This window comes from Gracilibacillus dipsosauri (assembly GCF_003176895.1).
Lineage (GTDB): Bacteria > Bacillota > Bacilli > Bacillales > Amphibacillaceae > Gracilibacillus > Gracilibacillus dipsosauri.
On the sequence record NZ_QGTD01000001.1, the window covers coordinates 37,675 to 64,322 of the forward strand.

Annotated in this window: 25 protein-coding genes, 1 pseudogene and 1 other annotated feature; of the genes and pseudogenes, 2 read left to right on the top strand and 24 right to left on the bottom strand. The window is 36.5% G+C overall.

Translation table 11 applies throughout. The features are described 5' to 3' along the window. Nucleotides 1-179: 179 nt before the first annotated feature. The gene (locus DLJ74_RS00185) at nucleotides 180-785 is read left to right on the top strand and encodes a DedA family protein (protein ID WP_109982850.1); all 606 of its coding nucleotides are present in this window, start codon (nucleotides 180-182) and stop codon (nucleotides 783-785) included. A 63-nt stretch (nucleotides 786-848) separates the two neighbouring features. Here the strand turns inward: DLJ74_RS00185 and DLJ74_RS00190 are convergent, their stop codons facing one another. The 12 genes and pseudogenes from DLJ74_RS00190 to DLJ74_RS00240 form a co-directional block, all read right to left on the bottom strand. Next, entirely contained in the window at nucleotides 849-2,408 is a 1,560-nt protein-coding gene (locus DLJ74_RS00190) for a 2-isopropylmalate synthase (protein WP_109982851.1), read from the bottom strand. A gap of 140 nt (nucleotides 2,409-2,548) precedes the next feature. Next, nucleotides 2,549-2,786: a binding site (T-box leader), on the bottom strand. 96 nt (nucleotides 2,787-2,882) lie between these two features. Further along, entirely contained in the window at nucleotides 2,883-3,719 is an 837-nt protein-coding gene (gene erm / locus DLJ74_RS00195) for a 23S ribosomal RNA methyltransferase Erm (RefSeq protein ID WP_109982852.1), read from the bottom strand. Nucleotides 3,720-4,110: 391 nt separating this feature from the next. Next, nucleotides 4,111-4,704, bottom strand: a complete 594-nt coding sequence (clpP, locus tag DLJ74_RS00200; protein ID WP_109982853.1) for an ATP-dependent Clp endopeptidase proteolytic subunit ClpP — start codon at nucleotides 4,702-4,704, stop codon at nucleotides 4,111-4,113. A 31-nt stretch (nucleotides 4,705-4,735) separates the two neighbouring features. After that, the gene (locus DLJ74_RS00205; protein WP_109982854.1) at nucleotides 4,736-5,395 is read right to left on the bottom strand and encodes a sigma factor-like helix-turn-helix DNA-binding protein; all 660 of its coding nucleotides are present in this window, start codon (nucleotides 5,393-5,395) and stop codon (nucleotides 4,736-4,738) included. Nucleotides 5,396-5,686: 291 nt separating this feature from the next. Further along, nucleotides 5,687-6,346 carry an SOS response-associated peptidase gene (locus DLJ74_RS00210; RefSeq protein WP_109982855.1) on the bottom strand — a complete coding sequence of 220 codons (660 nt, stop codon included), beginning with the start codon at nucleotides 6,344-6,346 and terminating at the stop codon, nucleotides 5,687-5,689. Between the two features lie 70 nt (nucleotides 6,347-6,416). Continuing rightward, nucleotides 6,417-7,232 carry a polysaccharide deacetylase family protein gene (locus tag DLJ74_RS00215; protein ID WP_054788064.1) on the bottom strand — a complete coding sequence of 272 codons (816 nt, stop codon included), beginning with the start codon at nucleotides 7,230-7,232 and terminating at the stop codon, nucleotides 6,417-6,419. Between the two features lie 69 nt (nucleotides 7,233-7,301). Then, a complete protein-coding gene (locus DLJ74_RS00220; protein WP_109982856.1) occupies nucleotides 7,302-7,913 on the bottom strand; it encodes an FMN-binding negative transcriptional regulator in 612 nt (203 codons plus the stop codon). 14 nt (nucleotides 7,914-7,927) lie between these two features. Continuing rightward, complete coding sequence (paiA, locus tag DLJ74_RS00225) at nucleotides 7,928-8,446, bottom strand: spermidine/spermine N(1)-acetyltransferase (RefSeq protein ID WP_109982857.1); 519 nt, start codon at nucleotides 8,444-8,446, stop codon at nucleotides 7,928-7,930. Nucleotides 8,447-8,470: 24 nt separating this feature from the next. Then, the gene (locus tag DLJ74_RS00230; protein ID WP_109982858.1) at nucleotides 8,471-8,896 is read right to left on the bottom strand and encodes a MarR family transcriptional regulator; all 426 of its coding nucleotides are present in this window, start codon (nucleotides 8,894-8,896) and stop codon (nucleotides 8,471-8,473) included. A gap of 160 nt (nucleotides 8,897-9,056) precedes the next feature. Beyond that, nucleotides 9,057-9,665 carry a pectate lyase gene (locus DLJ74_RS20985; protein ID WP_245902230.1) on the bottom strand — a complete coding sequence of 203 codons (609 nt, stop codon included), beginning with the start codon at nucleotides 9,663-9,665 and terminating at the stop codon, nucleotides 9,057-9,059. After that, nucleotides 9,645-10,166, bottom strand: a pseudogene (locus tag DLJ74_RS20990) (RICIN domain-containing protein); the annotation flags it as partial. The pseudogene DLJ74_RS20990 and the gene DLJ74_RS20985, both read right to left, overlap by 21 nt. A 192-nt stretch (nucleotides 10,167-10,358) precedes the next feature. Next, complete coding sequence (locus tag DLJ74_RS00240; protein ID WP_109982860.1) at nucleotides 10,359-11,756, bottom strand: sugar porter family MFS transporter; 1,398 nt, start codon at nucleotides 11,754-11,756, stop codon at nucleotides 10,359-10,361. A gap of 473 nt (nucleotides 11,757-12,229) precedes the next feature. Here DLJ74_RS00240 and DLJ74_RS20325 point away from each other — a divergent pair, with 473 nt between their 5' ends. Next, nucleotides 12,230-12,406 carry a hypothetical protein gene (locus DLJ74_RS20325; protein WP_181397399.1) on the top strand — a complete coding sequence of 59 codons (177 nt, stop codon included), beginning with the start codon at nucleotides 12,230-12,232 and terminating at the stop codon, nucleotides 12,404-12,406. 215 nt (nucleotides 12,407-12,621) lie between these two features. On the opposite strand, the gene DLJ74_RS00250 is transcribed toward DLJ74_RS20325, so the two are convergent. The 12 genes from DLJ74_RS00250 to DLJ74_RS00305 all read right to left on the bottom strand — a co-directional run bounded on the left by DLJ74_RS00250 (nucleotide 12,622) and on the right by DLJ74_RS00305 (nucleotide 26,626). Next, nucleotides 12,622-14,184 carry a response regulator transcription factor gene (locus DLJ74_RS00250; RefSeq protein WP_109982862.1) on the bottom strand — a complete coding sequence of 521 codons (1,563 nt, stop codon included), beginning with the start codon at nucleotides 14,182-14,184 and terminating at the stop codon, nucleotides 12,622-12,624. Beyond that, the gene (locus tag DLJ74_RS00255) at nucleotides 14,178-15,617 is read right to left on the bottom strand and encodes a sensor histidine kinase (RefSeq protein ID WP_109982863.1); all 1,440 of its coding nucleotides are present in this window, start codon (nucleotides 15,615-15,617) and stop codon (nucleotides 14,178-14,180) included. The genes DLJ74_RS00250 and DLJ74_RS00255 overlap by 7 nt, the downstream gene beginning before the upstream one ends. Beyond that, nucleotides 15,614-16,612 carry a sugar-binding protein gene (locus DLJ74_RS00260; protein WP_109982864.1) on the bottom strand — a complete coding sequence of 333 codons (999 nt, stop codon included), beginning with the start codon at nucleotides 16,610-16,612 and terminating at the stop codon, nucleotides 15,614-15,616. The genes DLJ74_RS00255 and DLJ74_RS00260 overlap by 4 nt, the downstream gene beginning before the upstream one ends. Nucleotides 16,613-16,846: 234 nt before the next feature. Continuing rightward, nucleotides 16,847-17,530 carry an excalibur calcium-binding domain-containing protein gene (locus DLJ74_RS20605; protein WP_219987208.1) on the bottom strand — a complete coding sequence of 228 codons (684 nt, stop codon included), beginning with the start codon at nucleotides 17,528-17,530 and terminating at the stop codon, nucleotides 16,847-16,849. A 780-nt stretch (nucleotides 17,531-18,310) separates the two neighbouring features. Next, nucleotides 18,311-19,180 carry an ATP-binding cassette domain-containing protein gene (locus DLJ74_RS00270; protein ID WP_109982865.1) on the bottom strand — a complete coding sequence of 290 codons (870 nt, stop codon included), beginning with the start codon at nucleotides 19,178-19,180 and terminating at the stop codon, nucleotides 18,311-18,313. Then, on the bottom strand, nucleotides 19,173-19,574 hold the full coding sequence (locus DLJ74_RS00275; protein WP_109982866.1) for a GntR family transcriptional regulator: 402 nt from the start codon (nucleotides 19,572-19,574) through the stop codon (nucleotides 19,173-19,175). Before DLJ74_RS00275 ends, DLJ74_RS00270 begins: the two co-directional genes overlap by 8 nt. A 14-nt stretch (nucleotides 19,575-19,588) precedes the next feature. Next, nucleotides 19,589-20,326, bottom strand: a complete 738-nt coding sequence (locus tag DLJ74_RS00280) for a hypothetical protein (RefSeq protein WP_109982867.1) — start codon at nucleotides 20,324-20,326, stop codon at nucleotides 19,589-19,591. A 20-nt stretch (nucleotides 20,327-20,346) separates the two neighbouring features. Beyond that, a complete protein-coding gene (locus DLJ74_RS00285; RefSeq protein ID WP_181397400.1) occupies nucleotides 20,347-20,820 on the bottom strand; it encodes a small multi-drug export protein in 474 nt (157 codons plus the stop codon). Between the two features lie 130 nt (nucleotides 20,821-20,950). Next, nucleotides 20,951-21,841 carry an ROK family protein gene (locus tag DLJ74_RS00290; protein ID WP_109982868.1) on the bottom strand — a complete coding sequence of 297 codons (891 nt, stop codon included), beginning with the start codon at nucleotides 21,839-21,841 and terminating at the stop codon, nucleotides 20,951-20,953. A 33-nt stretch (nucleotides 21,842-21,874) separates the two neighbouring features. Next, on the bottom strand, nucleotides 21,875-23,314 hold the full coding sequence (locus DLJ74_RS00295) for a glycoside hydrolase family 1 protein (protein ID WP_109982869.1): 1,440 nt from the start codon (nucleotides 23,312-23,314) through the stop codon (nucleotides 21,875-21,877). Nucleotides 23,315-23,331: 17 nt separating this feature from the next. Further along, entirely contained in the window at nucleotides 23,332-24,879 is a 1,548-nt protein-coding gene (locus DLJ74_RS00300) for a response regulator transcription factor (RefSeq protein ID WP_109982870.1), read from the bottom strand. Beyond that, a complete protein-coding gene (locus DLJ74_RS00305; protein ID WP_109982871.1) occupies nucleotides 24,869-26,626 on the bottom strand; it encodes a cache domain-containing sensor histidine kinase in 1,758 nt (585 codons plus the stop codon). Before DLJ74_RS00305 ends, DLJ74_RS00300 begins: the two co-directional genes overlap by 11 nt. Between the last annotated feature and the right edge of the window lie 22 nt (nucleotides 26,627-26,648).

Here is a 26,648-nt window from a genome sequence, read left to right on the forward strand (position 1 = left end):
ATTCCATTATATTTATCGTTACTATCTAATATACAATAATTGATAACAATTCTCAATGTGTGATTTTTTTATTTTGCTGTCATACCCTAAATAGCTTTTTTATTGTATGATTAGGTGGTTGTACATATTTTTTAAACAAAATTCATAGATATAGATTATTTAAAGAGGAGAAAAAGGTGATGGAGAATTGGATTACAGATTTCCTTGAACAATTCGGATATTTAGGCGTTTTTCTATTAATTTGTGCGGAGAATCTTTTCCCACCGATCCCTTCAGAAGTGATTTTAACATTCAGTGGATTTATGACGTCGAGTACAACCCTTTCCGTAGCGGGGGTTATTATTTACTCCACCTTAGGTTCGGTGCTTGGTGCCATCCTACTATATGGAATTGGCATGCTGTTCGGGATTGAGAGAATGGAAAGATTTATTCAAAAATATGGTTCTATTCTTCGGGTAAAGGTGACAGATATTCATCGAGCAGATCGTTGGTTCGACAAATACGGGTATTGGACCGTTCTTTTTTGTAGAATGATTCCACTTGTCCGTAGTCTTATATCTATTCCTGCGGGGATGACACGAATGAATTTTCCCTTATTTCTAATTTTCACAACGGTAGGTACGGTTATTTGGAATACCTTCTTAGTGACCTTCGGAGCTAAAGTTGGGGAATCCTGGGAGGATATCGTACATTATATGGACATCTATTCGAACATTGTTTATCTATTACTATTTATAGTTATTGTATTTTGTGTTGTTTATTTTTGGCGACGGAAAAGGAAATAACATATTAAACGGGCATGATTAAGCTACTTATTCATGCCCGTTCCTTGTAATGAATGTATAATGCTAGCCAAGTTGCTGGATGTTCGCTTCTTGTAACTGCTTCACAATAGCCATATTAATCGCATTCATAAATGCTAGTGCACTTGCCTTCATAATATCCTCATCTGCCGCTTGCACAGTGAAGAGCTCATCAGCAAATTCTACTTGTAGCTTAACCTTTCCAAGCGCTTCCTTTCCTCTCGAGATACTGGTTATTCTGTACTCATGTAAACTAATATCTAGACCGCTTATTTCCATAAGAGCAGTATATAATGCATCTACTGGACCTGTTCCACTGGATGACTGATTGAATATTTGATCACCCTTTTTCACTTTGACACTTGCCGATGGAAATTGGTTATTACTAATTACTTGCAGATCGACTAATTCATAAAAGCAATGTTGGTCTGCTAGGTTCTTGAGATGACGGGCAACAATTGTATAAAGATCATGACTATAGACCTCTTTCTTCTGATCGGCTATCTCAAGAAAATCATCAAAAATTACAGTAAATTGATCATCCGTCAATGAACCAAAGCCTATTCTTTGTAATGCACTTTTGACCGCATGTCTTCCAGACCTTGCTGTTAGGACTAATTCCATGTCGTCTAATCCGATATCCTTTGGACTAATGATTTCATAGGCGTCCCGTGATTTTAGTAAACCATCTTGGTGTATACCGGATGAATGAGCAAAGGCATTTTCACCTGTAATAGCCTTATTTGGCTGAACTTCTATTCCCATCAAATTGCTCACCAGCTTAGATGTTTTCATAATTTCCTTTGTCACGATTTTCGTCTCTGCCTTGTAAATGGAGGGCTTGGTTTTGATGGCCATAACTACCTCTTCTAAAGAAGTATTCCCTGCTCTCTCACCAATCCCGTTAATCGTACATTCCACCTTATCAGCACCATTTTTAATTGCCGCTAAGGTGTTAGCAGTTGCCATACCTAAATCATTATGACAATGGACACTCAAGATTACCTGGTCATTTAAATTTATTAATCGTTGATTAATACGATAGATTAAATGACCAAATTCCTCTGGTTCAGCAAAGCCAACCGTGTCTGGAATATTGATAATCGTTGCACCAGCCTTCACGACTGCTTCAATGGTATTCCATAAATATTCAAAATCAGAACGTGATGCATCCTCCGTTGAATATTGCACGTCTGGTAAAAGTGTTTTAGCATATTTAACTGCTTCTACACCTTTACTTAAAATTTCATCCTTTGATTTACCAAATTTCTTTTCTACATGTATATCAGAAGTACCTAACACAATATGGATAAGGGGATTTTTCGCATATTTGATACTTTCATAAACGGCATCAATATCAGATTTTACCGCTCTAGCTAATGCTGTAATCACAACATCCTCTGAGTTCCCAACTTTTGTAGCAATTTCCTTCACCGCCTGAAAATCACCTGTGGAGGATGATGGGAAACCTGCTTCGATAAAATCAACACCTAAATGCTTAAGCTGTGTTGCTACTTCAAGTTTTTCTTTCATATTCAATTTCGCGCCAGGAACCTGTTCCCCATCTCTTAACGTCGTGTCAAAAATCGATACATTTCTCACCATTTATCCACTCCTTTTTTAGTATACTGCTTTGATTATAGGTATTCGATTCTATCCATAAATATCGATAATCCTATAAAAAAACTCGGATTCGTTAGCTTTTCTATTCTAACTATAAATAAAAAAGCCCGTCTCTATATCACTATAGAGACGAGGCTTTGCTCGCGGTACCACTCTAATTGGTTAATACTGATTATTAACCCACTCTCATTCGGTGGCTATCACCACCTATCTAGATAACGGTAGACACCGACAGCCCCTACTTCATTGTTCAGGGTGTTGCTCTTGGAGGAGTTCAAAGGAGTAACTACCAGTTCACACCAGCCACTGGCTCTCTTAAAATTTACCGATCCTTTTACTATTTCCAATCTTTGCATTTTATTATAAATTATTGATAGGATATACGAATAATTGTCATTTGTCAATATGGAAAATACCCATAATTTTTATCTCCCTCTCGCTCGGAGTGAGGGCACATTACCCTTTTATCCTAGGCCACCTTGTTTTTGGGACATACTGGACCATTGCTATAAATATTTTTTGCCACTGGAATTCTGTTAAAGCACCAACCGGAAATTCCTGTTTTATCCCTAGATTCCTTTTCACATGTTTTATTTGAGGTCGTGTAAACACTACGCTTAATGCCTCATCAATGGATAGCAATGGGTGTTGCCATATAGCGTCCACAAATGCCTTAAATAATCGATAATCTTTTACCGAGAGGAGTGGGTCTTTTTTTCTCGATATATAGACCATAGCTGAGTCAACCTTTGGCGGAGGAGAGAAGTTATCCCTAGAAATACCTCTTACCAAACGCATATTAAAGTACATTCTCCAAGTAATGATATAGCGATCCTTCACCATTTTTGCTGTGAATCTTTTCGCTGCTCCTTTTTCCATTACGATTACTCCCCGTTGAAACCCGCTAAATGGGACGAGTATTTTTTTCATAATTGGTGTTGTAATCGAATAGGGGATATTGGATACTAACACAAAGGGATGTTTTGGCAAGCGAAATTTTAGTATATCCTGCTGAATAAGCTGAAGATTAGATAGCTGCTTTCCCCTCAAATGATTGACTAGTTTCGCATCATACTCCACTGCAATGACTTTACTTGCCCTTTGACTTAACATGCCAGTTAATTGACCCTTCCCCGCACCTAGTTCCAAGACATTATCCGATTTCATAATAGCTGCTTGATCAACTATGTCTTTAATTAATTTTTTATTATGCATAAAATGCTGCCCCAAATAATTGGGAGGCTCTCCACGATAGATTTTATTTTTCCGTTTTCTGTAGATTTTCTTCGTCATGATATCTCTTCCTTTCCAATAAAAAATCACAGACTACTGCCTGTGATGAAAAGTAAAAAGAAGAGATTACCCCTACAGAATTGTATGGCTAATAAAGTACTAGAAAATCATAGTATGTGTCCAGCATATTTAGATGAGATTTATACAAGTACATAGAGAAAAAGACAGGTAAATACACCTGCCTTTTCTACATACAATACATTCTATATACTGATGGAGATTGTTAAAAGGACAGACTACTCCCATTTACTCTGCATACACAAACAGAGTCCACGTTAAATATGAAATTACTGATTCATATTTGGGAAACGTAGTCTTATAAACATAGCCATCCTTTTAACAACCCTCCTTAAGTTTTTCAATATATCGTTATTATATGCTTGAATCCAGTTTATGTCAACCCTCGTTTGGATTGGATAATGTCATCAATTAACCCATATTCCTTAGCCTCTTCTGCTGACAAATAGTAATCCCGATCTGTATCAGATGCTATTTTTTCCATCGTTTGACCGGTTCGCTCCGCAATAATTTGATTAATTTTCTCCCGAAGCTTTAAAATCCTTCTTGCTGTAATATCAATTTCTGTCGCTTGCCCACGAGCCCCACCTAAGGGCTGGTGGATCATAATTTCACTGTTTGGAAGGGCTAAACGTTTACCTTTTGTTCCCGCAAGCAATAACATTGCCCCAAAGGATGCTGCTAATCCGGTACAGATAGTCCGAACATCTGGTTTAATATACTGCATTGTATCAAAGATCGCAAAACCTGCCGAAACAGAACCACCAGGACAATTAATATAAAGCGAGATATCTTTATCTGGATCATCAGCAGCGAGAAATAATAGCTGTGCGACGATGCTATTTGCCATATGGTCATTAATTTCATCACTTACCATAATTATTCGATCTTTTAAAAGTCTTGAATATATATCGTAGGAACGCTCGCCACGACTGGACTGTTCAATAACATAAGGGATCGTTGTCAAATGAATTCCTCCTTCAATCATTTAGGCGGCTCTAAGCAGCCATAGAGAGAATGTTAGTAGGAGGAGTGAAAATGTGGTGTTTACACTTTGGTTGATTATTAGGATATAACACTGGAATTAGCTTTATAATACGAGATGGATCATCTAAATAAATGGACTGTGTAATGATAGACACCAGCTTTTTATTTGCTCTTGTGTGATCATATGATTCCAATTTATCCTGATCCATCTTTTCAAGATGCTTACGCGCACGGTAAAGCGTTGCTTTCACGCCCGTCTCAGACATATGAAAATACTCGGCTATCTCTATTAACCGATAACGAAATACATCCTTCAAGATAAAAATAAGCAGCTGTTTAGAGGTCATTTTAGATTGGAGCCTTTCTACCAGAAACTCAATCTCTTCCTTGTCTCCCTTTTCTTCTGATGCTAGATCTATTGGTATTTCCATTAATTCGTGCTGATGTCTTCGCTTTTGATCAATCCAAACATGATAAGCAATTTTTTTCAATAAGCTAATATTCCATTGATCCTTATCATCATAGTAGGCTATCGCTTTACATATCGCCTCTTGGGCAAGTTCTTCCCCATCCCATTTATTCCGTGATAAGAAATGACAATAATGAGATAACTGGCGATAAACTTGTATGAAAGAACCCTGTACTTCTATTGTGCTAGGCCTAGCGCACATTTCACTCACTCCTTTACACTTCTCTAATAGCTAAAACGATTGTTGGAAGAAAAAAGATATGGGTAACGAAAAATTTTCTTAAAATTATTATATTCTCTAAGTGGAAAATTTTATACTGTTATGATTTACATCTTTCTTCGTGAATAGAGGCGAATGATGATTAAATTGCTTTAGGTTTTGAAAATAGAAGCCCTGGATAATAAACGGTATTTTTTTGTTAAAAATAGTCAAAAATGAGAATCCTATAAATCATGTAATAAAACTTTGTTAGTATATGCATTTGTAAACTATTTAAATTGCCGGTTCAATGAGCGTTTTATCATTATTTGAAGGGTTATTTACTAATTTAGAAACAGGGTAAAACGACATAGCAGTTGAAGGATATGGTTTCATTAATGACTTTAATACTTGAACATCGTGCTGGTCAGGTTGTAGCCATTGTTCCCTGCTTTTCTCATCTAAGATGACTGGCATTCGATCATGGATTTCCTCCATTATTTCATTTGGCTTGGTAGTAAGTATCGTGCAGGAGATAATCTCTTGATCCCCTTGCTTCCAACGATCCCATAAACCCGCGAAGGTAAACACACGCTGATTATTGACCATAATTCTATAGGGAGTCTTCCCATTGTCTTGACGTTTCCATTCATAAAAGCTATCCGCTATAATGACACAACGTCTCCTAGCTAGTAAAGGGCGAAAGGATGGCTTTTCCTCCATCGTTTCACTTCGGGCATTAATCATTTTATTACCAATCTTCGTATCCTTTGCCCATTTAGGAATGAGTCCCCACCTAAAATATCCTGCACGATAACCATCCTTTGTTCCCACCATCCCAAGTATATTTTGGGTCGGTGCCACATTATAGCTTGGATGGTAATCGTTAATGGTAATATTTAAATCACTTTCAATAACCTCTTTTGATAGATGGAGCGTAAACCTGCCACACATATGGATCTCCTCCAAACAAGGATTTTATTAGTCATTGTAACTAAAGTATTCCTTGTCTATTCATTCATTCTTATAAAATCCCTATATGTGTTAAATCTACCTGCTTTCCTCCTTCCACTTCAACTATATCGCCATCTACACTTAACCATACTGAAATAGCTGATGGATTATAGACAAACTGACTGTCGGCTGAAAATTGAAGCCTGTGAAAAGCATGGATATAATCAACAATTTGGATATTGGTGGCATACCAAATATCATCTCTATCACTGGTTAAACGGCAAAATTTTTCAATCTTATCCCAATTTTGATCAAGATCAAATTCATAACTATGTCCCCACACATAAAACATGTACAAATATTGACTCTTGTGAAGATGGATGAATTCCTCGGCAAGCTCTAATAAATTTTGATTATGGTGACAGGTGGGTTGCCATTCCATGAAATTATCTGGTATAGCAAAATTGCCGGTGCTATGAACTGTTCTTGCATATTCTATTCCCATATATGGCAGCATCTCTTTGATTTGATTGTTATAAGAGCCATTTGGATAAGACAGCCCCCTAACAGGATAACGAACAATTTGCTCTAGAGCTTTGCGATCCTTCATTACTTCTTCTATTAATTGTTCCTTTGGTGATCGAGCAATCGTTGGATGGGTTACCGTATGTGCAGAAACCTCATGTCCTTTGTATAAGTTGGCTACTTCTGCTGCTGGGATTCTATCACCTTTTCCAAGTAACCCTGAATTAATATGAAAGGATCCCTTGATACGATATTGATTAAATATTTCTACTAAACGTCTATCTGCAGCTTTCCCATCATCATAGCTCATTGTTAGAACCTTATACTTTCCATTGGGATATGTCATGACTACTTGTGGCATCAAACACCTCTCCTTTAAAGCGTTTACATACATTTTATTATAATCGAAAGAGAAAGTTAATAGTGAATTTTAGTTATTTATGTTTGCTTTCATTAATGAACAAATCTGCTGTTCATTGGGGTTTGAAATTTGTTCTAGTTGATTAATAATTAACTTTTTTCTTTGCACTGAATGATTTTGGCTCAGTTTCGCTTTTCCTTCTATTTTGTTGATTTTAATTTTGAAACATTGAATAGCCCTGCTCATTCCTGAAATAAAATTAGAATCCAACTCATGCAAATGATAGGTACTTTTCGGATCTTCATACTTCAAAACCATCTGATCTAAGGAATCTACAACCTCTTTTTTGTCTTCCAAAAGTTCTACTTTACCATACACGTGAACAGTAACGTAATTCCATGTTGGTACTGCATTATTCGTCTCATACCAAGATGGAGAAATATAGCAATGAGGACCTTGAAAAATTGCTAGTATAGTTTGATTTCTAATATCCTTCCATTGCGGATTCAAACGAGCAAAATGGCCATACAAATAGGTATGATCGTTGTTCCATATGAGCGGTAAGTGAGTAGCAAAAGGGACGCCATTGTGCTGAGAAATAAGTGTTGCAAAACTATATTGCTCGATTATCTCATCTATTACTTCCTTATCTTCTATTTTAAAATGGGAGGGACGATACATCTTTGTTCCACCTTTCAATTAATTGCTTTAGTCATAATCAAATCCGTTTGTTCTTCTTCACCCATATAAAAAGAATGAACTCCAGTTTGAACAAAATCCATTTTTTTATAAAATGCTATAGCATTTTCATTCTTTTCCCATACCCCTAACCAAATTTTCTTCTTGTCACGTTCTAAAGCAAATTCAATAGCTGTATTTAATAGAATCTTACCAATTCCGTGCTTTTGGTATTTATTCTTTACATATATTCTCTCGATTTCGAGTGATTCATCACCCATTTTTTCTGACTGTGCATTTCCAATATTAATCTTTAAATATCCGACCATCTCACTATTTAAATACACGAAGAAAAATTCCGAAAACTCATTAGATAATTCCATTTCCAATTGTTTCGAATGAAAAGCTCTCTTCAGATAGGCATCTAAATTTTCCGATGAATTCTGACTTTCGAATGTTTCCCGAAAGGTTTCTATACTTATTTTTTGCAGTGTTGGTAATTCTTCTTTGGTGCATTTTTTTACATTTATCGTCATGCTAATTGCCTCTCCTTCCTATAATCAATAATTTCTTTTGTTTCCCTTCTTTACTAATTCCCAATCTTTTTCTATATTCTTTCTTACTCTTTGAAGTAGCCAGAGGATGGTCTCTTCTTCTTTTTCGGAAAAACCTGCTAGAGCGATGCTATTAGAATAGTCATTTTCTTTTTTGATAAAAGGGTAAACCTTCTTTCCCTTTTCTGTTGGAAAGATTTTTTTAATCTTTTTATTAGAGTGATCATCCTTTTTTTCTATAAATCCATTCATTTCAAGTTTTTTAATCGCACGAGCTACTGTTGTTCTGTCTACCTTGATCATCTCGGCCAACTTTTCTTGAATGATTCCTGGATTTTCACATATGCGAACAAGGTATAAATATTGTCCTTTCGTAAGATCATACTCTTTAAATTCAATATTGCTGATAGAATCTAATGCCCTTGCAATCATTCCTATTTCGCGAAGAATATCGATCTTGCTCACTCCTTATTTGATGTTTTTTGTTGTAAATACAACAAGAATAAGCATATAGCAACTTTGTTGTATTTGCAACAAAAACTCCCATAAAAAAAGTGCTTAACAACGTAATTGCTAAGCACTTTCATATAAATTAATATTCGTAATTTCCGCTTTCCGAAACATTTTCTACATTATACCACTTTCTACCAACATCAGAATATCTTGTGTTTGTCATCGTAACTTCACTAGAGTCGCTATCTGTTCTAAATATAGCTTCATCCATATTCGTAATGACACTACCATCGATAAAGATACTTGTTTTAAAAGTAGTACCTCCATTTTGACGAATCATTTTTCCAGCATCATCCGCTGTAAAATTGATAATTTCAAAAGTCGAAGGAGCATTCACCTGGAACATTTTATCACTACCCTTTTGTGCCATTCCACCTCTAATTGTGACATGACCATCATCCTTAATCGTTAAAGCATCCTCACCGATATCCTCCCAGACTACATTCTGTACTAAGACATCTCCATACGTATGCACACCATCTGCAGCCGGGTGACCGATTACCACATTTTTCAAGGTTGCTCCGTCCTCCAGTCTAAATACTGGATCTTGATCTTCTCCTTGGCTGCCATCTCCAACAGTATCTGGGTTAGCTACATACCTTTTGCCTTCACCATCAAAGACTTCACCTGATTCTACGACAATGGTTTGATTTACGGTTATGGTATCACTTGGTGGTACTTCAATAATACGCCATTGCTGGCTCTCACCACCCCAGTCATCCCATTGGACAACGTTCGCGCCATTTTCTGTCGACCAATCGAATACTTCAAGGGCTTTTCCACTATGTCGATTAACGATTTTAACATAGCCATTTCCAATACCTTCAATTGCCCATTGCTGATTTGCTGCATTCCAGTCATACCATTGGCTTACATTAGCACCATCCTCTGTAGACCAGTCATAAACCTCCATTGCCTTGATACTATTTTGGTTCACAATTTTATGGTAGCCTTCCCCAACATTGATAATACGCCATTGCTGATTTAAACCACCTAGATCATCATATTGAACAATATTTCCACCATCAGAAGTGGACCATTCATAGACCTCGAGAGCCTTTCCACTAAATCTATTTATAATCTTGTAGCTTTTACTTGAATCAAAACTTGCAGCCTCCAGTGACTCTACGGAAATTGCCCCAACTAACAATAGTGCAAATGCTAACATAGTTAATAATTTTGCCCGCATTGATTACACACCTTCTCTTCCTTTTAATAGTGGTTCAAATTACATAGATCTCAACTATTGGCCAATAGTTTACAATGTAATTATAAACAGTTATTCCAAAATATTTCAATCAGTTTCAGCTAAGTAAGCAATCTGTGAATATCCATTATCAAGAAAAAAACCTACTGAATGGATCAGTAGGTTTTGCTTTGATTATGCAAGTTCCTCATAAGATTTCGCTTTCTTTTTATCTTTAGCACTCCACATTCTCCCTATTTCCTCAAGTGATTTATTTTTTGTCTCTGGGACAATGGTCATCACAAAGATAAAGCAAATGACGTTGATAACCGCAAACATCCAGAATGTAAAGGCACTTCCCATATTACTGATTAGTACAGGGGTGAATTGGCCGATCGCCCAGTTTGCTCCCCAAAGGAATATAGTCGCAATTCCTACCGCTTTCGCTCTAAGATGATTTGGGAAAATCTCCGGAATCATGATCCACGGAATTGGCCCCATTGATACACAGAAGGAAGCAGTAAAGCCTGCAATTAAGATGATTAATAATACACCAGCGTTTGCTGGTTCAAAATAGAAAACACTTCCAATTAGTAGCATAAAGATTGCCATGAAACTTGAACCAATTGCCATCAATTTTTTTCTTCCCAATTTATCTATCAAAAAGATTGCTAATATAGTAAAGACAACTTGCACACTACCAATGATACTTGTGGCAAGAAATTCGGTATTATTTTCAAACCCGACACTACGGAAGATATCTGGTCCATAATATGTGACCGCATTCATTCCGATTACTTGATTGAACAAGGCAAGGAAGATACCTACACCCATAGCCATTCTTAAACCTGGCTTTAACAATTCTTTTGCCGAACTACTTTGTTCCTCTTTAATTGAAGCTTTAATTTCTCTTTCTTCTTTTCTAGCAACTTCTTCTCCATTAATACGTTTTAATATATTGAATGCCTCTTCATCTTCTCCTTTTTGAATAAGGAATCTTGGACTTTCCGGAATAAAGAATAGTAAAAGCATAAAGATAATTCCGGGAATAGTTCCATAGCCTAGCATCCATCTCCAACCAGCCTCTAATCCCCATTCATAGGACCCACTATTTGCTACACCATAGTTAATATAAAATGTTGCACAAATACCGAAGATCGTGAAAAGTTGATATAAAGATCCTAATCTACCACGAATAGCAGGTGGTGCACATTCACTAATGTAGGTTACCGATAGTGCTGATGCGAAACCTATACCTAGTCCACCTAATATTCTAGCAAGTACAAGTGTGGTGACATCGATTGCAAAGGCAGAGCCCAGTGCAGAGATGATAAAGAAGACGGCCGATACCATCAATAGTTTTTTACGACCATATTTATCACTAAGAAAACCAGAAAGGGCAACACCTGTTACTCCCCCTATCATGACACAGGAAATAACCCATCCCTCCATTGCCGGACTTAAATTATATAAATCTTGTAAATATCCTATCGCACCTGATATAACAGCGGTATCAAAACCATAAAGCAATCCTGCCATACCAGCTGAAGCAGCTACTAAAATAACATACCAAGCTGAATGCTTTTTTTGCATGATAAATCCCCCTTCATTAACGTTTTCGATTTGACTTCGCTTACATTTTGGTTGGAAGTAAGCGTTTCTTACTCTTTCTTAAAATTAACATGAAAACATTTTCAATAAGAGAGGTATCATCTTCACTTTTTTGCAAAATACTAGACAATCTTGTGCTGTCGGTGTCATCTGTTCTCTCGAACTTATTGTTCTTTTCGCTTGAATGTCTGGTATTCTTGTTGTGACAGTCATTTTGGAGGCTTTCTCGGGCAAAATGGACTTTATCTTGGTTGTAAACGTCATTTCGGAGACTTTCCTTGCGCAATTTGGACTTTATCTTGGTTGTAAACGTCATTTTGGGGGCTTCTATCGGGCAATTTGGACTTTATCTTGGCTGTAAACGCCATTTTGGGGGCTTTCATCGAGCAAATTGGACTTTATCTTGGCTGTAAACACCATTTCAGAGGCTTTCATCGAGCAAATTAGACTTTATCTTGGCTGTAAACACCATTTCAGGGGCTTTCATCGAGCAAATCGGACTTTATCTTGGCTGTAAACACCATTTAGACTTTATCTTGGCTGTAAACACCATTTCAGGGGCTTTCATCGAGCAAATCGGACTTTATCTTGGCTGTAAACACCATCTCAGAGGCTTTCATCGAGCAAATTAGACTTTATCTTGGCTGTAAACACCATTTCAGGGGCTTTTCTCGGGCAATTTGGACTTTATCTTGGCTGTAAACGTCATTTTGGGGGCTTTTCTCGGGCAAATTGGACTTTATCTTGACTGTAAACGTCCTTTCGAGGCTTCTTTCCCGAGCAAAACGTTCTTCAGGGTAAGACCCAACCAAAAAAAACAACGATCGTTTCAATAGGATCGTTGTTTTTAAATATATTTATTTCGGTATTCACTTGGGCTTAGTCCTACTTCTTTTTTAAAGACCCGGCTAAAGTAGTTAGGATCCTTATATCCGATATCTAGTGCTATTTCCTTTAATGGTTTACTTCCATCTAGTAGAAAGTCCTTTGCCTTTTGAATTCGGATATTGGTAAGATACTCTACAAAGGTGACACCAAAATGTTCTTTAAATAATTTGCTCAAATAATAAGAGCTTAGACCTACCTTTTCTGCAATTCCTTCTAGACTGACTGCATCTTGATAGTGGCTATCCAGATATCCTTTCACTTGGATCAGTATTCCTTGCACACCGTTAGTTCGCCATTTATTAATTTCTTCCATAACGGTTTGGAGGTGAGCTTTTGCTGCTTGCTTTACTTGCATCGCTGTTTCATATGGATGAAAATTCATCTGTACATCTTCACCAAAGCCAAATTCTTTTGTCGCTCTTGTCAAGACAATGAAGAGATTCTCCATTGCTTTTTGGATTAGCTCTATTTGATAGTTAACGCTCTTTTGAATCCATTGGAAATATGCCTCAAAGACTTCTAAGCCTTTACGAGTATCACCGTTTTTCACAGCTTCTAGTAAATCCTTTTCTAAATCAAAGGGTACAAAATTCTTTCTTTTGTCTTCCAATTGCTTGCTATAAACTAGATAGGCAGAGCCTGACCGTTTTTCCACCATTTCTAATGTATAAATCGCTTGTTCATAGGATTTAGAAAAATGCTGAAAATTAGCAACAACGGAACCGATACCAACACATAATTGACAATTGTCTAGTTGATGCTGCATCGTACGAATCATTAATCTAGCAAAATTCTCCCTCTCTGTTAATCCAGTATTATCGGCTTGATATTTCACAAAAACAGGGATTTGAAAACCGATGAGTGGTCCAACAAAATAAGGATAAGGTTGTGTTGCTAAAGCTCGCTTTAACGTTTGATACCATTGCGTCTTTTGCTCACGATCTGGCTTTCGTTCCTCTGCTTGAAAGTAGAATACTGCTGCAAACCCTTGTTGATCATCGAGATCTAACCAATCGTTCCAATCATCTTGGTTAAAATCATGAACATGATCCATCATTAGAGAAATGACGAAATCCATTTCTACTAGGGAACTTGCTCTTTCCAAACGTTGCTCAATGTCCTGTTTTTCCTGCATTTGTTCCTTTTCTTCCTCCACCTCAGCGGCCATTCGATCGAAGGCATCTAGTACTTCCTGAACCTTGCTTGGCTTGAGCAAGTACTCCTTCACTCCATATTTCATCGCTTCTTGTGCATATTGAAACGTATCGAAGGCTGACACCATTACACACTTCGCATGTGGAAGCTGGTTGAGAATTTTCTGTGTTGCCTTTAGTCCATCTAGATCGGGCATTTTTATATCCATAAAAATAATATCGGGCTCTGTATCAAGTGCCTTCTCCACTGCTATTTTTCCATTCTGTGCCTCTGCAACGATTTCTAAATTATCACGATTTCTACTTAGGATAAGGCGGATGCCTTCTCTTTCGATAGCTTCATCATCTACAAGCATTACTTTTAACATGAATCCTTCCTCCATTCCTTTCCTGATGGTAACTGAATGGTAACCTTCGTTCCTTTTCCAATGGCAGAATCGATCCAAAGCGCACTCTCTTTATCAAACAACTCGAGTCGATCGATAACATTTCGCATCCCTATACCTGTGGAATGACCTAATTTCTTTGATTGAGCTTCCTTTTCTTCTACTGGATGTATAATTTGATTGATTGTTGCTTGATCCATTCCTTTGCCATTATCGGTAATCTCAATAAATACCTTCTGTTCCTTTTGATAGATATTCAATGCAATCACTGCACTATCTGCCATTTCCTCAATGCCATGAATAAAGGCATTTTCTACGATTGGTTGAAGAGTTAGGCATGGGATCGGAGTATGTAGACACTGCTCTTCTATTTGAGTGTGGAAGGCGACTCGATCTCCAAAACGTGTTTGTTGGATAAAAAAATACTCTTTCACTATTTCCACTTCATCTTTTAAAACTGTCTCTCTGTCTAAATTTCCGATATTGTATCGCAATAGGGCAGAGACAGAGGAAATTAATTCACTCGTCCGTTCTGCCCCCTCAATATAAGAGGTTTTAGAAATGGTGTTCAATGTATTAAAGAGAAAATGTGGGTTAATTTGATTCTGTAGGCTCTTCAATTCCATTTCCTTTAGTAATTGGGCAAGACGTGCTTTTTCTTTCATCTCTTTCACAGACTGTAAAATATTATGCTTCATCTCATTAAACATCTTCGTTAAAAGCCAAAGCTCGTCCTTTCTTGAAACCGTAACATCTTGACCAGAGTAGTTTCCTGCAGATATTTCTTTTGCTGCCTTTGTCAAACGAGAAATCGTTCTGGTGATGCCATCCGAAAACCATAAGGCAAACAGCACACTTAAGATAATGATGGCAATAACTATGGCCGTTCCCATATTCTTCGTATGGTGGATTCGTTCGTCCTCCAAAGAGATTAAATTCTGATATTCGGTTAGATCTTGATTAATGATTTCTAATGTATTTTCATGAATATAGTTGGCAGTATTATCCGCTTCACTTAAATAGTAGGAATACTGTTCTATATTGTCATCATGGACTCCTTCTACCGTTTTGTCTGTAATCTCTAAAAAGCTTGTTAACATATGAAGGAAATTTTTCTGAACAATACTTTCTTCTGTTAACTCCTTATATTGTTGCTGTAAATCAAGAAGCTGTTGCTTCTCCCTTTGATAAAACGCTAAATTTTCTGAAACAGGTTCGTGGACATATATTTGTAGTGATTGAAAGGTTTGATCTGTCACTCCTGTTATTTCATTTAACAGTAAATAGTGTTCAGAGCTTTGCTCATGGAGCTCAATAATTTTCTGTGTGCTCTGTTCTCTTACTAAAAGGAGAATCACGACTAATGTAATGACAGTAAAAAAATACATTAATAGCTTCGTTCTAATTTTGATCATGGCTCATCACGCTCTTGTGGAATGAAATTATCTAAGTTCTTCTGTGAAACTACTGTTGCATCTGTATGGTTGACTTCTTCGACCGAACGCCCCTTGACAATATCAAGCATTAACTCAATACTACGATATCCCATCTCATAAGGCTTCTGACCGATAAGCACATCCACTTTACCTTGCTCTAGCAATTCCATATTCTCAGGTAAGGTATCAAAACTTATCATGTATATACTGCTTGACCTATTTAGTGATTCCGCGGCATGAACCATTCCTATCCCATCTAACGCACTTGTTCCATAAAGGGCATCAATTTCTGGATGATTCTTTAACATTTCGTAAGTTTTTTCTTCTGCGATAACTTGTGTAATATTAGATTCCTCAATCTCGACAATTTCTACTCCTTCTATATCAGCTACAACATTTTTAAAGCCTTCTACACGTAGTTGATGATGCGCATTCGTAAAACTGCCCGTAATGATGCCAACAGTAGCTTGGCCCTTCTTATCTTCTACTAAAGTTTTCCCAGCAATTTGCCCAGCCAAATAATTATCTGTCCCGATATAGGTTGTCCGCAAGCTCTCTGGTGCATCTGTATCAATAGTAATCACTGGGATTCCCTGATACACCGCTTTATTAATCATTGGTAAAAAATCCTCTGTTAATGCCTGCACAATAATACCATCAACCTTAGCTTTTATTGCTTGATCTAAAAGCTTTAACTGTTCCTCTGGATTGGAACGCCTCGGACCTTCGTATTCCACAAAAACGTCATACTTTTTCTCTGCATCCTTCGCTCCTTCCCCAACTAACCTCCAGTAATCATGATCCATCTCTTCCCCAATCAATGCAAAGTGGTAAGAGGGAAGATTGTCTGGTTCCGTCGCTTTCGTTATTTCTAAACGATCTACTTGAGCTTTTTTATAAAAATAAAAGGAAAGACCTATTGCTATGACTAAACAAGCCATAAGTAACACATAAATTGCTCTCTTTCGATTCATCTTATCCTCCATAAGATCTGACTTTCGATATTAACTCATTAAATGTATCATAGCATAATTGTTGCAGAGGGGAAAAACTCCTCAAATTTTATACCTCTACATAAATTAGCTTTTTCAAAAGAATAGGACAGATAATCAATATATAATAGATATCATAACTCGAATGTAATACGATATGGTTGCAAAAATAAAAGTACCTGCCTAGAACACAGGTACTTAGATCATTATATAAGCCTACTCACAACCAACTCCATCACCATCTCTATCTAAATGCCTTCCGTACCCCGGGTCACCTTCATACACTGGAGCAGCTCCGGCATTTCTTGCATGTGTGCAATTGTCATATACAACATTGCTAGTGCTGGGACTATTTTTATTATTCGTTACAGAACTGCCAGAGTTTGTACTTGCATTTGGGCCTTGAACATTAGCAGTCGCTACACTGTTTTGCAATTTTGCTTTCTCCGATTTTAAAGATTCGATTTCTCCATCCTTTTCACTTATTGTTAGTGTCAATTGTTTTATATCACTTTTTAGTTCCTCGATGTTAGATTCGTAATTAGTAGAATCTTCATTAATCTTTGCTAATTCATTTTTAGTGGTTTTAAGTTGGTTTTGTAGATCTGTATTTTTATCTTTTAGCGCCTCTACTTCGGTTTTTAAAGAGCTATTTATATCAGTTAAATCCTCGTTTTCATTAATTAATTCTTCATTTTGTTCTTTCACATCAGCTAGTTCCGCAATTGTACTATCGTCTATACTTAGACCAATTATTGATAGAAGGAACCCGCCAATTAGTATAGAGTAAAATACTTTTTTAGACAATACTTTTTCTTTATTTTTGTTTTTCTTGATGAAATGTACTACTAAATAAATGAATGCAGAAATAAATAATAAAAATCCAATAAAAAAAACCATGTTGACCTCCCAAAAAAATATATTTATAAATTCATTATATATCATATATTATTATAAGACTATTATTTCGACAAATTTTTCCAATAAATTGTCATTATTTAGTTAAAAAGAATTAATTTATCATTCCTATGTATACTACTAATGTTTTTTACTATTACTTTATACCCAACCACATAGACATGTCATTGATAACATATTAACTTAAATAAATGTAGTATATGAATTGGAATAGTAAATAGCGATTAATATGAACGTTTCTCTCCTAATACTAATTGAATGTCAAATGTTCTAGCGATCTTGCTAATATCTAAAGGTATCAACATCGATTTTGTAGTTAAGTTTATCGAGAGATAGTGAGAGAGATGAGGGAGAAAGGTATAAAAAAAGTAGCATGTGCGGATACACTTACTACAAGGAAAACTAATCACTAATACTATCATTCTCCTCCTATTTTTAAAGTCTATTACTAGATTTATAAAAGAAAAGGAAAACATGACTTTAGAATTGCACCATTGAATGTAACAAGACTATCTACACTCTTTCCATCAGCAGAAAAACCTTTCAAAGTATTTAAGGTGATATTAATAAAGAACAAATGTATAGCGTCCATTTATGAAGAAATGACAAGATCCTAATAAACAAGACTAAGACTTGGATGAAAAAAAAATACAATGGCTCTGTCAGAAAGAATGGACAGGCTTAGTGATTCCAGGTGGCTATGATGTTATTGATATAGTTAATACGGACGGTTAACGCTGTGATAAGATGAGGCTCGAGGACCTAAGCTCTTTCCAGCAAGGCTGTTAAAATCTCATCCAGCTCAAGCCGCTGATAGTGTGTGACTTCTATACCTAGTTGCTCTAAGTCTGGCTCGATAGCTGCTAAGGAATCTGTTATGATACGATTAGGATGTGAATCCATTTGTATCACATGTGGATGCTTTCGGAGAGATTCTGGCATTTTATTTAACGACAAATATGCCCAGCTTTCTAAAATTTGATCCTTCTCATAAATGCCTATCATTTTCCCCTTATCTAGTAACCAAATATAATCACACAATGCTTTAATCTCCTCTTGTTGATGGGTGGCAAGGATAATCGCATGATTAGGGTTCTCCATGAAATCCACTAGTTCTGTTTGCATTTTACGTGAAGAGACAAAATCGACCCCAGAGAAGGGTTCATCTAACAGAAGAAGCTGCGGATGATGCGCTAACGCGAAAATAAACGCTATTTTCTTCTTCGTTCCTGTCGAACTATTCGTATATTTTTCCTTTTGATTAATCTGATACCTATCCACTAGCTCCTGATATTTTTGTTCATCCCAATTCTCATACCAGTAGCGAACAAGATTAGCGAGCTCACGTATAGACAGCTGGCCGAAAGCCTGATACAAATCTCCACCAGCATAACCCATATCTTGCTTGATCCTACTATCATTAGAGTCAAGTTCCCCGTTGAAATATAGAATATGGCCAGAGTCAGGCTGAAACAACTGCATCACAAGACGAAAAAAAGTACTCTTACCAGAACCATTGGAGCCAATTAAAGCGGTGATCGTTCCAGGCTCAACACGAACATCGATAGGGCCAAATTCAAAATACTTGAAGGTCTTGGTCAACTGATCTATTTTTAACAAAAAATTACTCATAATGGTTTTCCCCCCATTTTTTATCCATAGCGTTAAAAAAGAATTTTTCTGCTTCTGATCTCGTCATTCCCAGCATTTTTAGATCCTTAATCGTTTTCTCCAAAATCGAGGAAGCCACTTGTTCTTTCGTTTGATCCTTCGACTTTTGATCCACCTCATTGACAAAGGTTCCCTTCCCTTGAATCGTCTTAATAAATCCCTCATTCTCTAAATTTTGATAGGCTCTCCTTGTCGTAATGACACTACAGGATAATTCGTTCGAAAGTGCTCGAATAGATGGAAGGACACTACCTGGTACTAATTGGCCACTTATCATCAGTCCTTTTAATTGTGATTCGATTTGATGATAAATGGGTTCTTTGCTTTCCTCTGAAACGGTAATAGGGAGTTTCATTTAGATAGCCTCCATTACAGGTAATCTCTTTTACTTAGTCTTTTTTGTAGGATGATTCCCCATATATTATAGCTTAATAAACCAATGATAATCATCACAACAGACGGCATCCAATCGTATTGTTGCGTCCATTCTGCTACCTTCTCCACGACGCTATTTTTTGTATTTAGATTAAAAACAATAATGAAAGAAACAATCGTTAAACTATATAAAAAAGAAAAAATATAAAGCATTTTGCCGTTTGTTCCAGATTCAATGTAAACATTTAATCCACCAATAGTTAAGGAAAAACCAAACCAAAATAATAGAAAAGACACTAGCTGTTGAGTCGTGAATACTAGATGATAGATATCTCTTATTCCTATAACAATTGTCGTATAAAAGGTGGTGGAAAGGATAAGCAATGTGATCAGCATTAAAAGCATGCGACTTTTGGTCAATATTTTAATAGGAACAGGCATTGTTCGAAATAAAGCGATTCTTTTTCCGAACGGATCCTCCTTCAATGTCTTCAAGCTAAGGTAAGGACTGGAAAGAAATACGATAGATAAACATGGTGATAGAAATACAAATAAAATGTCTACAGATACCCCATTGAAATGGTTTTGGTAACCAGCTAAAGTATTTATTAGCTCCTTTAAGAAGGTGATCGAGAATAGTCCCAATAATACAGTTACAGCAAAGGTTAGGATATAGGCAGGAAAAAGCATTCTTATCTCTGTTTTAACTAACTTAAAAGCACGTTTGTACATGAAACTATTCACCTCCACCATTATTGTGCTTGATTAAAAATATTTTCTAAAAATTTATTCTCCACGTTGAACCAATCAATACCGAAGTAGACAAGTAGGCCTAGCAATAGACTCCAAGCTGCGATACTAATAGTGATCCAGATCGATACCTGTTTTTTGGTTCCACCAAAAAGAAGTGCTAAAAATGCTGTTAAGTGACTACCGACAAAAAATGGTCCGAGTAAGGTTAGCCCCGGTAAGCCATATTTATCCCATATTTTTTTGGCCCTACCAGTTCGCTTCCCATCATCTTCCTTCTTTCTCCATCGTTTAACTTTTTCAATAAAAACGATGACGATGTAAACCGTGATCAGGTTTCCTCCGATCGCAAGGATAAATACCGGAATTGCTGACAAACCGGCTAAAATGGCAACTGGTGTAACAACAGCTGATTCAAAAAAAGGTACTGCTGCCAATAGAAATACAAGTATATAACCCCAAACTACGTCTAACATATTTATTCCCCCTAAAGTTATACTGTTTATATTGATATACACAGTATAACACCTTTTACAAAAAATGCAAACAGAAATATGAAAAAGGACGCTAATTAATTTGCGCCCTTTTTTCCTAAATAATGTTACTTTAATCATCTAAGCAATGTTTCTTAAACCCATATACTGCCCCAAGTAAATTAGCATGCTGTCGATGCTGGCAGGACTTGATTACTGGCTTCATTTTAGCAAGCCCAATACGTTCGATAATTCGATCCAATTTCTCATTCAATCTGTCTATCAATTCTTGCCGTGCACTTATTCCACCACCGATAAGAATTACTTCAGGGTCGTAAATATATTGTAGATTATAAATACCAACCGCCAACAAATGATAGAAACGATCTACTGCTTCTGAACAAATTTGATCACCAGCTTCTGCCATCTGAAACACTGCTTCACCTGAAAGCGTGTTATAGTCTTGATTTTTTGCTTTCGCTACTTTTTTTACTAAAGCTTTCGTAGAAGTAATTCGGCTCCATACACTGTTATCCTCTATAGAATCTGGATCTAAAAGCATATAACCAAATTCTCCACCATGCAGATGGGCTCCTTTATGCAAGACACCGTCCTTAATGATCGCACCACCGATTCCTGTTCCAATCACCATTACCATAAAATCACGAAGCCCTTGTGCTGCTCCATCCCACAGTTCTGCGTAAGCAGCACAATTGGCATCATTTCCTAAAAACACAGGCAAACGTAAAGTCTCTTCGATACATTTCTTTATATTTGGACCATGTAAATAACGAACAGCACTAGAACCATAGATAATCCCTTGATCAGATACAGCACCCGGACAACTAACCGCAACTCCGCTTATCTCATGGTAAGATGCTTTCACTCTTTTCATGAGACCTAATAATTCCTCTAATGAAGAAGGTGTTTTTTCTTTATAAGAAGTTAATATATTTGCCTTTTCATCGACGATTGCGGTTTTAACAAAAGTCCCACCTATATCTATAGCTAAATAGGTTTTCATTCACTTCACCTCAATTTGGGTAAAAGAAGATGCTTACTTACAAATATCATCATCTAATGCAAGAAATTCTCTTTCTTTAATGATTTGCTGATACCAATAAGCAGATTTCTTCAAATGACGATTCCGATTGTCTTCTAAATCTATTTCTACTAGACCATATCTATTTTTAAAGGCATTCATTGGGGAAACATTATCCGAAAATGCCCAAAGCATATAGCCTGTACAATTAGCGCCTTCCTTTACTGCTTTTAATAACCATTTTAAATGCTCAGCGATAAATTCGATTCGATAATCATCCTGAATAATATTGCTTTCATTTTTGAATCTTTTCTCATTCTCTACACCCATACCATTTTCCGCGATAAACCATTCGATGTTTCCATATTCCTCTTTCATTCGCATCGCCATATCATACATAATTTGTGGGTAGATCTCCCAACCACGATAAGGATTCATCTTTTTGCCTGGCATATCAAATTTTTCATAATAGTACGAAGGATGAAATGGGATAGCTTCATTCCATGCAGATGTCCTAGCTTGTACCCGATGTGGAAAATATAGATTTATGCCGACATAATCCACTGTATTATTTTTGATGATGGATAGTTCTTCTTCTGTATAATCAAAGGTGATTCCATGCTTATCCATTAGATCAAATAGCTGTTTCGGATACTCTCCTTTTATTGCCGGATCTAAGAAGGTACGATTAAAAAACAAATCATACATTTCCGCTGCTTTTTGGTCATGGGGAGCAGAAGAACGTGCATAGGTAACCTCTGGATTTAAGATGACGCCAATCTTTGCTCCATGCTTAGCCTTTAAATCCTTTTCTTTAAAAAGCTGCACTACTCTAGCAGTTGCCAGACCTTTATGATAGTTCCATTGCATCCATTTCTTTGTGTTTTGCTCAAACGGCCAACGGATCGCATCTAAGTATACCCTTGTTTGAACCACTACTGGTTCATTAAACGTAAACCAATGCTTTACTCGATCTCCATAGCGGTCGAATACCTTTTCTGCATATTTGACAAATAATTCGAGGACATGCTTGGAAGCCCAACCGCCATACTCCTTCAATAGCTTTGCAGGTAATTCATAATGTTCTAGACAGATCATTGGCTCTATACCATTGTCTATTAATTCGTTAATCACATCATCTATGTAATTGGCATATTCTTCGTCGACCGTTGCTGTTTCATAGTCTGTTAGGAAGCGTGACCAATTGATAGAAGTTCTGAAATGGGTTAAACCGATTTCCTTCATCAGCGCGACATCTTCTTTAAAGCGGTTTCTGAAATCTGTTGCAACAGCCGGCCCATATCCATTGTGCCAGACATTCTTGTTTTCTTTATACCATAGATCTAAATAGGAATCCTGTGTATCCTTCTTCCCTGACCAACCCTCTGATTGCCAAGCGGACAGAGCGGCACCTAAGATAAAGTCCTCTGGTATCTTTATTGCTACTTTTTCCATTACTACTACCTCCTAAATTATCTCTCTAATCTCGAAGAAGTTACTTGCCTGTATTTCGTAGGTGTCATACCGACAAACTTCTTAAAGACCTCTACAAAGTATTTATATTCATTGTAACCTACTTGTTCGGCTATCTCATGTATTTTAAATGGAGTTTCCATTAATAATCTCTTGGATTCCTCTACACGTAGGCCATTGACATATTCATTAAAATTTTTACCTGTTTTTTGTTTAAATAATGAGCTAAAATAATTTGGTGAAATATTGATAACATTAGCTACTTCTTGTGCTTTTATATCGGACGCAAAATACTCCTTTATATAGGCTATAGCCCGATCCATTAACCAATCATTATGATCCGGTTGCGTTAAATGGAAGCCATCAATAATCCTTTCAATGTCCATTAAGATCAATTCTCCTATCACTATAAAAGAGTCGACTAATAATATGTCTGGATCTTGATGAAATGCGAGCTTTATTCCACTAGGCTCCATTTGTAATACGTCTTGACATTGTTTCATAATAGCCTGCATTAACGCTCTCGCTAACTCAATCACATGTCCAAGAGTAATATGCTGCTCTTGGAAATAGTAGACCATTTGCTGAACGATGGATTGGATCTCTTCCATTTCAAGATGCAGAATCGCATTTGTTAGATTCTGCTCCATTTCCTTCGGGTAGGTAATCATTTTTACTTCTTTCGTTTTCTTTTCATAAAAAGCTAATTTTTCTCGCTTAATTGGCATTTGAAAAACGGCATCCACCATCTGAGATACTACGGAATGAAGCTGCTTGACTTGTACTGTGAAGGGACACAAGAAGATAAGATGATCCGATAACTGGTGTTGCATGTCTGTTAATAGTTGATCACTAGATTGGTTCTCCGTGTCAAAGAAGCATGTTAGTAATATATTAGATCGGATAAATAAGGAAACTCCGAGTCTACTATTTTTAGAAAGCATTTGATCAGCGGTTTGCTTCCAATTGTTTTTCAATTCCCGAAGTTCGTCCTCTGTGAACTTATTTATATCGAAATAATAATCCCACTTCATTGTCAAGATTATTTTCAGCTTTTGTTCCTTAAGTATCGGAGAGACTTGTGTTGGATTGGGGTATTCCAATACTTGTTCTATTAATGTGTTCAATAGAACATGCTGTTGCTTTTGCTCTTGCTCGTTTCTTTCTAATTTCATTTTCTGCATTAATTTATCCATAATGGTAAGTAGTTGGTCAATATCTACTGGCTTTAGCAAATAATCCTTTACCCCTAATTGCATCGCTCTTTGGGCATAGCTAAATTCATCATAGCCACTAATCATGATTATTTCCGTGTTAGGGTAATACTGGCTAATATAAGTAGCAAGCTCCAAACCGTCTTTATTTGGCATTTTGACATCTGTTATGATAATATCTAACCCTTTATGTTCGTTGATTTTATTGATCGCATCCTCTCCGTCCATAGCAGTACCTACTACTTCAATCCCTTTTTCGTGCCATGGGATGGTGTTCGCTAATCCACGAGAAATTATTGGCTCATCATCAACTATTAACATACTATAGGTCATTATTTTCACCTGGTTCTTGTTTTTTTGCTTTTTCCTTTTCCAGTGTTAATGGAAGCTCTAATGTTATCCATGCCCCTTTGTTTCCTTTTTTGATCTCCATACCATATCCTTCACCAAATGCTAACCTCATTCGATCTCTTATATTTTGCAGGGCATATCCTCCATCAATCTTCGATAATGATTCTTCTTGAAAACCCCGGCCATTATCGATAACGTCGATGATCAGACTTCGTTCTCTTTTATATGCGCGTATATCTATTTTGCCTTGCCTTGGGAGATCCTTCAATCCATGAAGGATACTATTTTCTACTAATGGCTGTATTAATTGTTTCACAATCAGTGTGTCCTTCAATTGTTCCTCATAGTATATCGTATATTGTAATCGATCACCCATTCTACTTCGCTGAAGCTCCAAATAATTATCAAGATAAACCAATTCCTCTTTCAGTGAAACCCACATACTTCCTTTATTGAGATTCATCCGAAATATCTTCGACAGGCGTTCGATTAGTTGACTTGTTTCCATTGCTTTTTCCATTCTTGCAGTCCAACGAATCATATCTAATGTATTATATAAAAAATGAGGATCAATTTGATTTTGTAATGCCTCTAGCTCCGATTCCTTCTGCTTGATCTTCAATTTATATTCGCGATCAATAAACTTTTGTATCGTTATAACCATTTTATTAAACCTTAATCCTAACCTTCCAATTTCATCCTTTGAATGAACCGGAACCTTTGCCGAAAAATTACCCTTTTCCAATTGCTTTGTCTGTTCGGTTAATTCTAAAATTGGTTTCACATGCCAATTATAAAAACCAAAAAATGCGACAACACCAAGAACAGCTAATAGGACAACAAGATTAATCATTAATGTACGAACATTGTACAAGTTCTGCACTACCTCATCCTGATTAACTAGTATCACAGAAAACCAATTCGTTCCGGTTATTTTTTGCTTAACCAATAGATATTTTTCCCCACCTGTTTCATAGGTGAAATTTTTCCCCTGTTCATGTGTGACTAAGTCAATAATAGCTTGATTAGGATATTTATTTCCTACCAGATCACTATCAGGATGTAACACTACTTCTCCACTGTTGGATAAAACAAAGTAATTTCCTTGTTGTGTCATATCTACTTCGATATTTTTATATAATTCTGTTTCATTCAGACGGATTCTCGCCATCCCTATTGGTTGTGAAATCTTGTTAATGTCATTAATTTGTCTAGTTAAACTAATTACATGGTGCTCTCCAGACCATGCACTGTTTAATTTATACGTGTTGCTCCAAACTGGCTCCCCGCCTGTCGAAATAGCTAGCTTTCTAAGTTCATTTTCATTTCCTTCGACCGGATTACCGAAATTCAGTAAATTATCTTGGTTAGTACTGACAAGTTTAATTGAATCAATATACTTATAGCTCATGATTTGAAAGGTAAAAAAACCTTTAATGGCATTTTCCGCTTCTCTGACCTTTGCTACGTCTTGCTTTGGTGTTGTGAAGAAGGTGCGGAAGCTCTCATCGTAAATCATATACGAGGTAATATTTTCGATAGTATTTAAGGTTGCTACTAGATTTTCATCATTTTTTTCTAATCTTGCATTAATATTTTCCTCTGCTTGCTCCTTAAACACCTCGGTTGTTTGGTAATAAATAAGCGAACCAAATAGGATAGTGGGTAGTGTAATAAGTATTAAAAACACACTGATAAATTTTTTTCTTAATCCCCAATGACGAATCATTTACATCACCTTTAAACTCTTT

Coding starts and splice junctions, on each gene's coding strand:
- DLJ74_RS00185 (WP_109982850.1), top strand. CDS start 180: ATGGAGAATTGGATTACAGATTTCCTTGAACAATTCGGATATTTAGGC.
- DLJ74_RS00190 (WP_109982851.1), bottom strand. CDS start 2,408: ATGGTGAGAAATGTATCGATTTTTGACACGACGTTAAGAGATGGGGAA.
- erm (WP_109982852.1), bottom strand. CDS start 3,719: ATGACGAAGAAAATCTACAGAAAACGGAAAAATAAAATCTATCGTGGA.
- DLJ74_RS00205 (WP_109982854.1), bottom strand. CDS start 5,395: ATGTGCGCTAGGCCTAGCACAATAGAAGTACAGGGTTCTTTCATACAA.
- DLJ74_RS00210 (WP_109982855.1), bottom strand. CDS start 6,346: ATGTGTGGCAGGTTTACGCTCCATCTATCAAAAGAGGTTATTGAAAGT.
- DLJ74_RS00215 (WP_054788064.1), bottom strand. CDS start 7,232: ATGCCACAAGTAGTCATGACATATCCCAATGGAAAGTATAAGGTTCTA.
- DLJ74_RS00220 (WP_109982856.1), bottom strand. CDS start 7,913: ATGTATCGTCCCTCCCATTTTAAAATAGAAGATAAGGAAGTAATAGAT.
- paiA (WP_109982857.1), bottom strand. CDS start 8,446: ATGACGATAAATGTAAAAAAATGCACCAAAGAAGAATTACCAACACTG.
- DLJ74_RS00230 (WP_109982858.1), bottom strand. CDS start 8,896: ATGATTGCAAGGGCATTAGATTCTATCAGCAATATTGAATTTAAAGAG.
- DLJ74_RS00240 (WP_109982860.1), bottom strand. CDS start 11,756: ATGCAAAAAAAGCATTCAGCTTGGTATGTTATTTTAGTAGCTGCTTCA.
- DLJ74_RS00250 (WP_109982862.1), bottom strand. CDS start 14,184: ATGTTAAAAGTAATGCTTGTAGATGATGAAGCTATCGAAAGAGAAGGC.
- DLJ74_RS00255 (WP_109982863.1), bottom strand. CDS start 15,617: ATGATCAAAATTAGAACGAAGCTATTAATGTATTTTTTTACTGTCATT.
- DLJ74_RS00260 (WP_109982864.1), bottom strand. CDS start 16,612: ATGAATCGAAAGAGAGCAATTTATGTGTTACTTATGGCTTGTTTAGTC.
- DLJ74_RS20605 (WP_219987208.1), bottom strand. CDS start 17,530: ATGGTTTTTTTTATTGGATTTTTATTATTTATTTCTGCATTCATTTAT.
- DLJ74_RS00270 (WP_109982865.1), bottom strand. CDS start 19,180: ATGAGTAATTTTTTGTTAAAAATAGATCAGTTGACCAAGACCTTCAAG.
- DLJ74_RS00275 (WP_109982866.1), bottom strand. CDS start 19,574: ATGAAACTCCCTATTACCGTTTCAGAGGAAAGCAAAGAACCCATTTAT.
- DLJ74_RS00280 (WP_109982867.1), bottom strand. CDS start 20,326: ATGTACAAACGTGCTTTTAAGTTAGTTAAAACAGAGATAAGAATGCTT.
- DLJ74_RS00285 (WP_181397400.1), bottom strand. CDS start 20,820: ATGTTAGACGTAGTTTGGGGTTATATACTTGTATTTCTATTGGCAGCA.
- DLJ74_RS00290 (WP_109982868.1), bottom strand. CDS start 21,841: ATGAAAACCTATTTAGCTATAGATATAGGTGGGACTTTTGTTAAAACC.
- DLJ74_RS00295 (WP_109982869.1), bottom strand. CDS start 23,314: ATGGAAAAAGTAGCAATAAAGATACCAGAGGACTTTATCTTAGGTGCC.
- DLJ74_RS00300 (WP_109982870.1), bottom strand. CDS start 24,879: ATGACCTATAGTATGTTAATAGTTGATGATGAGCCAATAATTTCTCGT.
- DLJ74_RS00305 (WP_109982871.1), bottom strand. CDS start 26,626: ATGATTCGTCATTGGGGATTAAGAAAAAAATTTATCAGTGTGTTTTTA.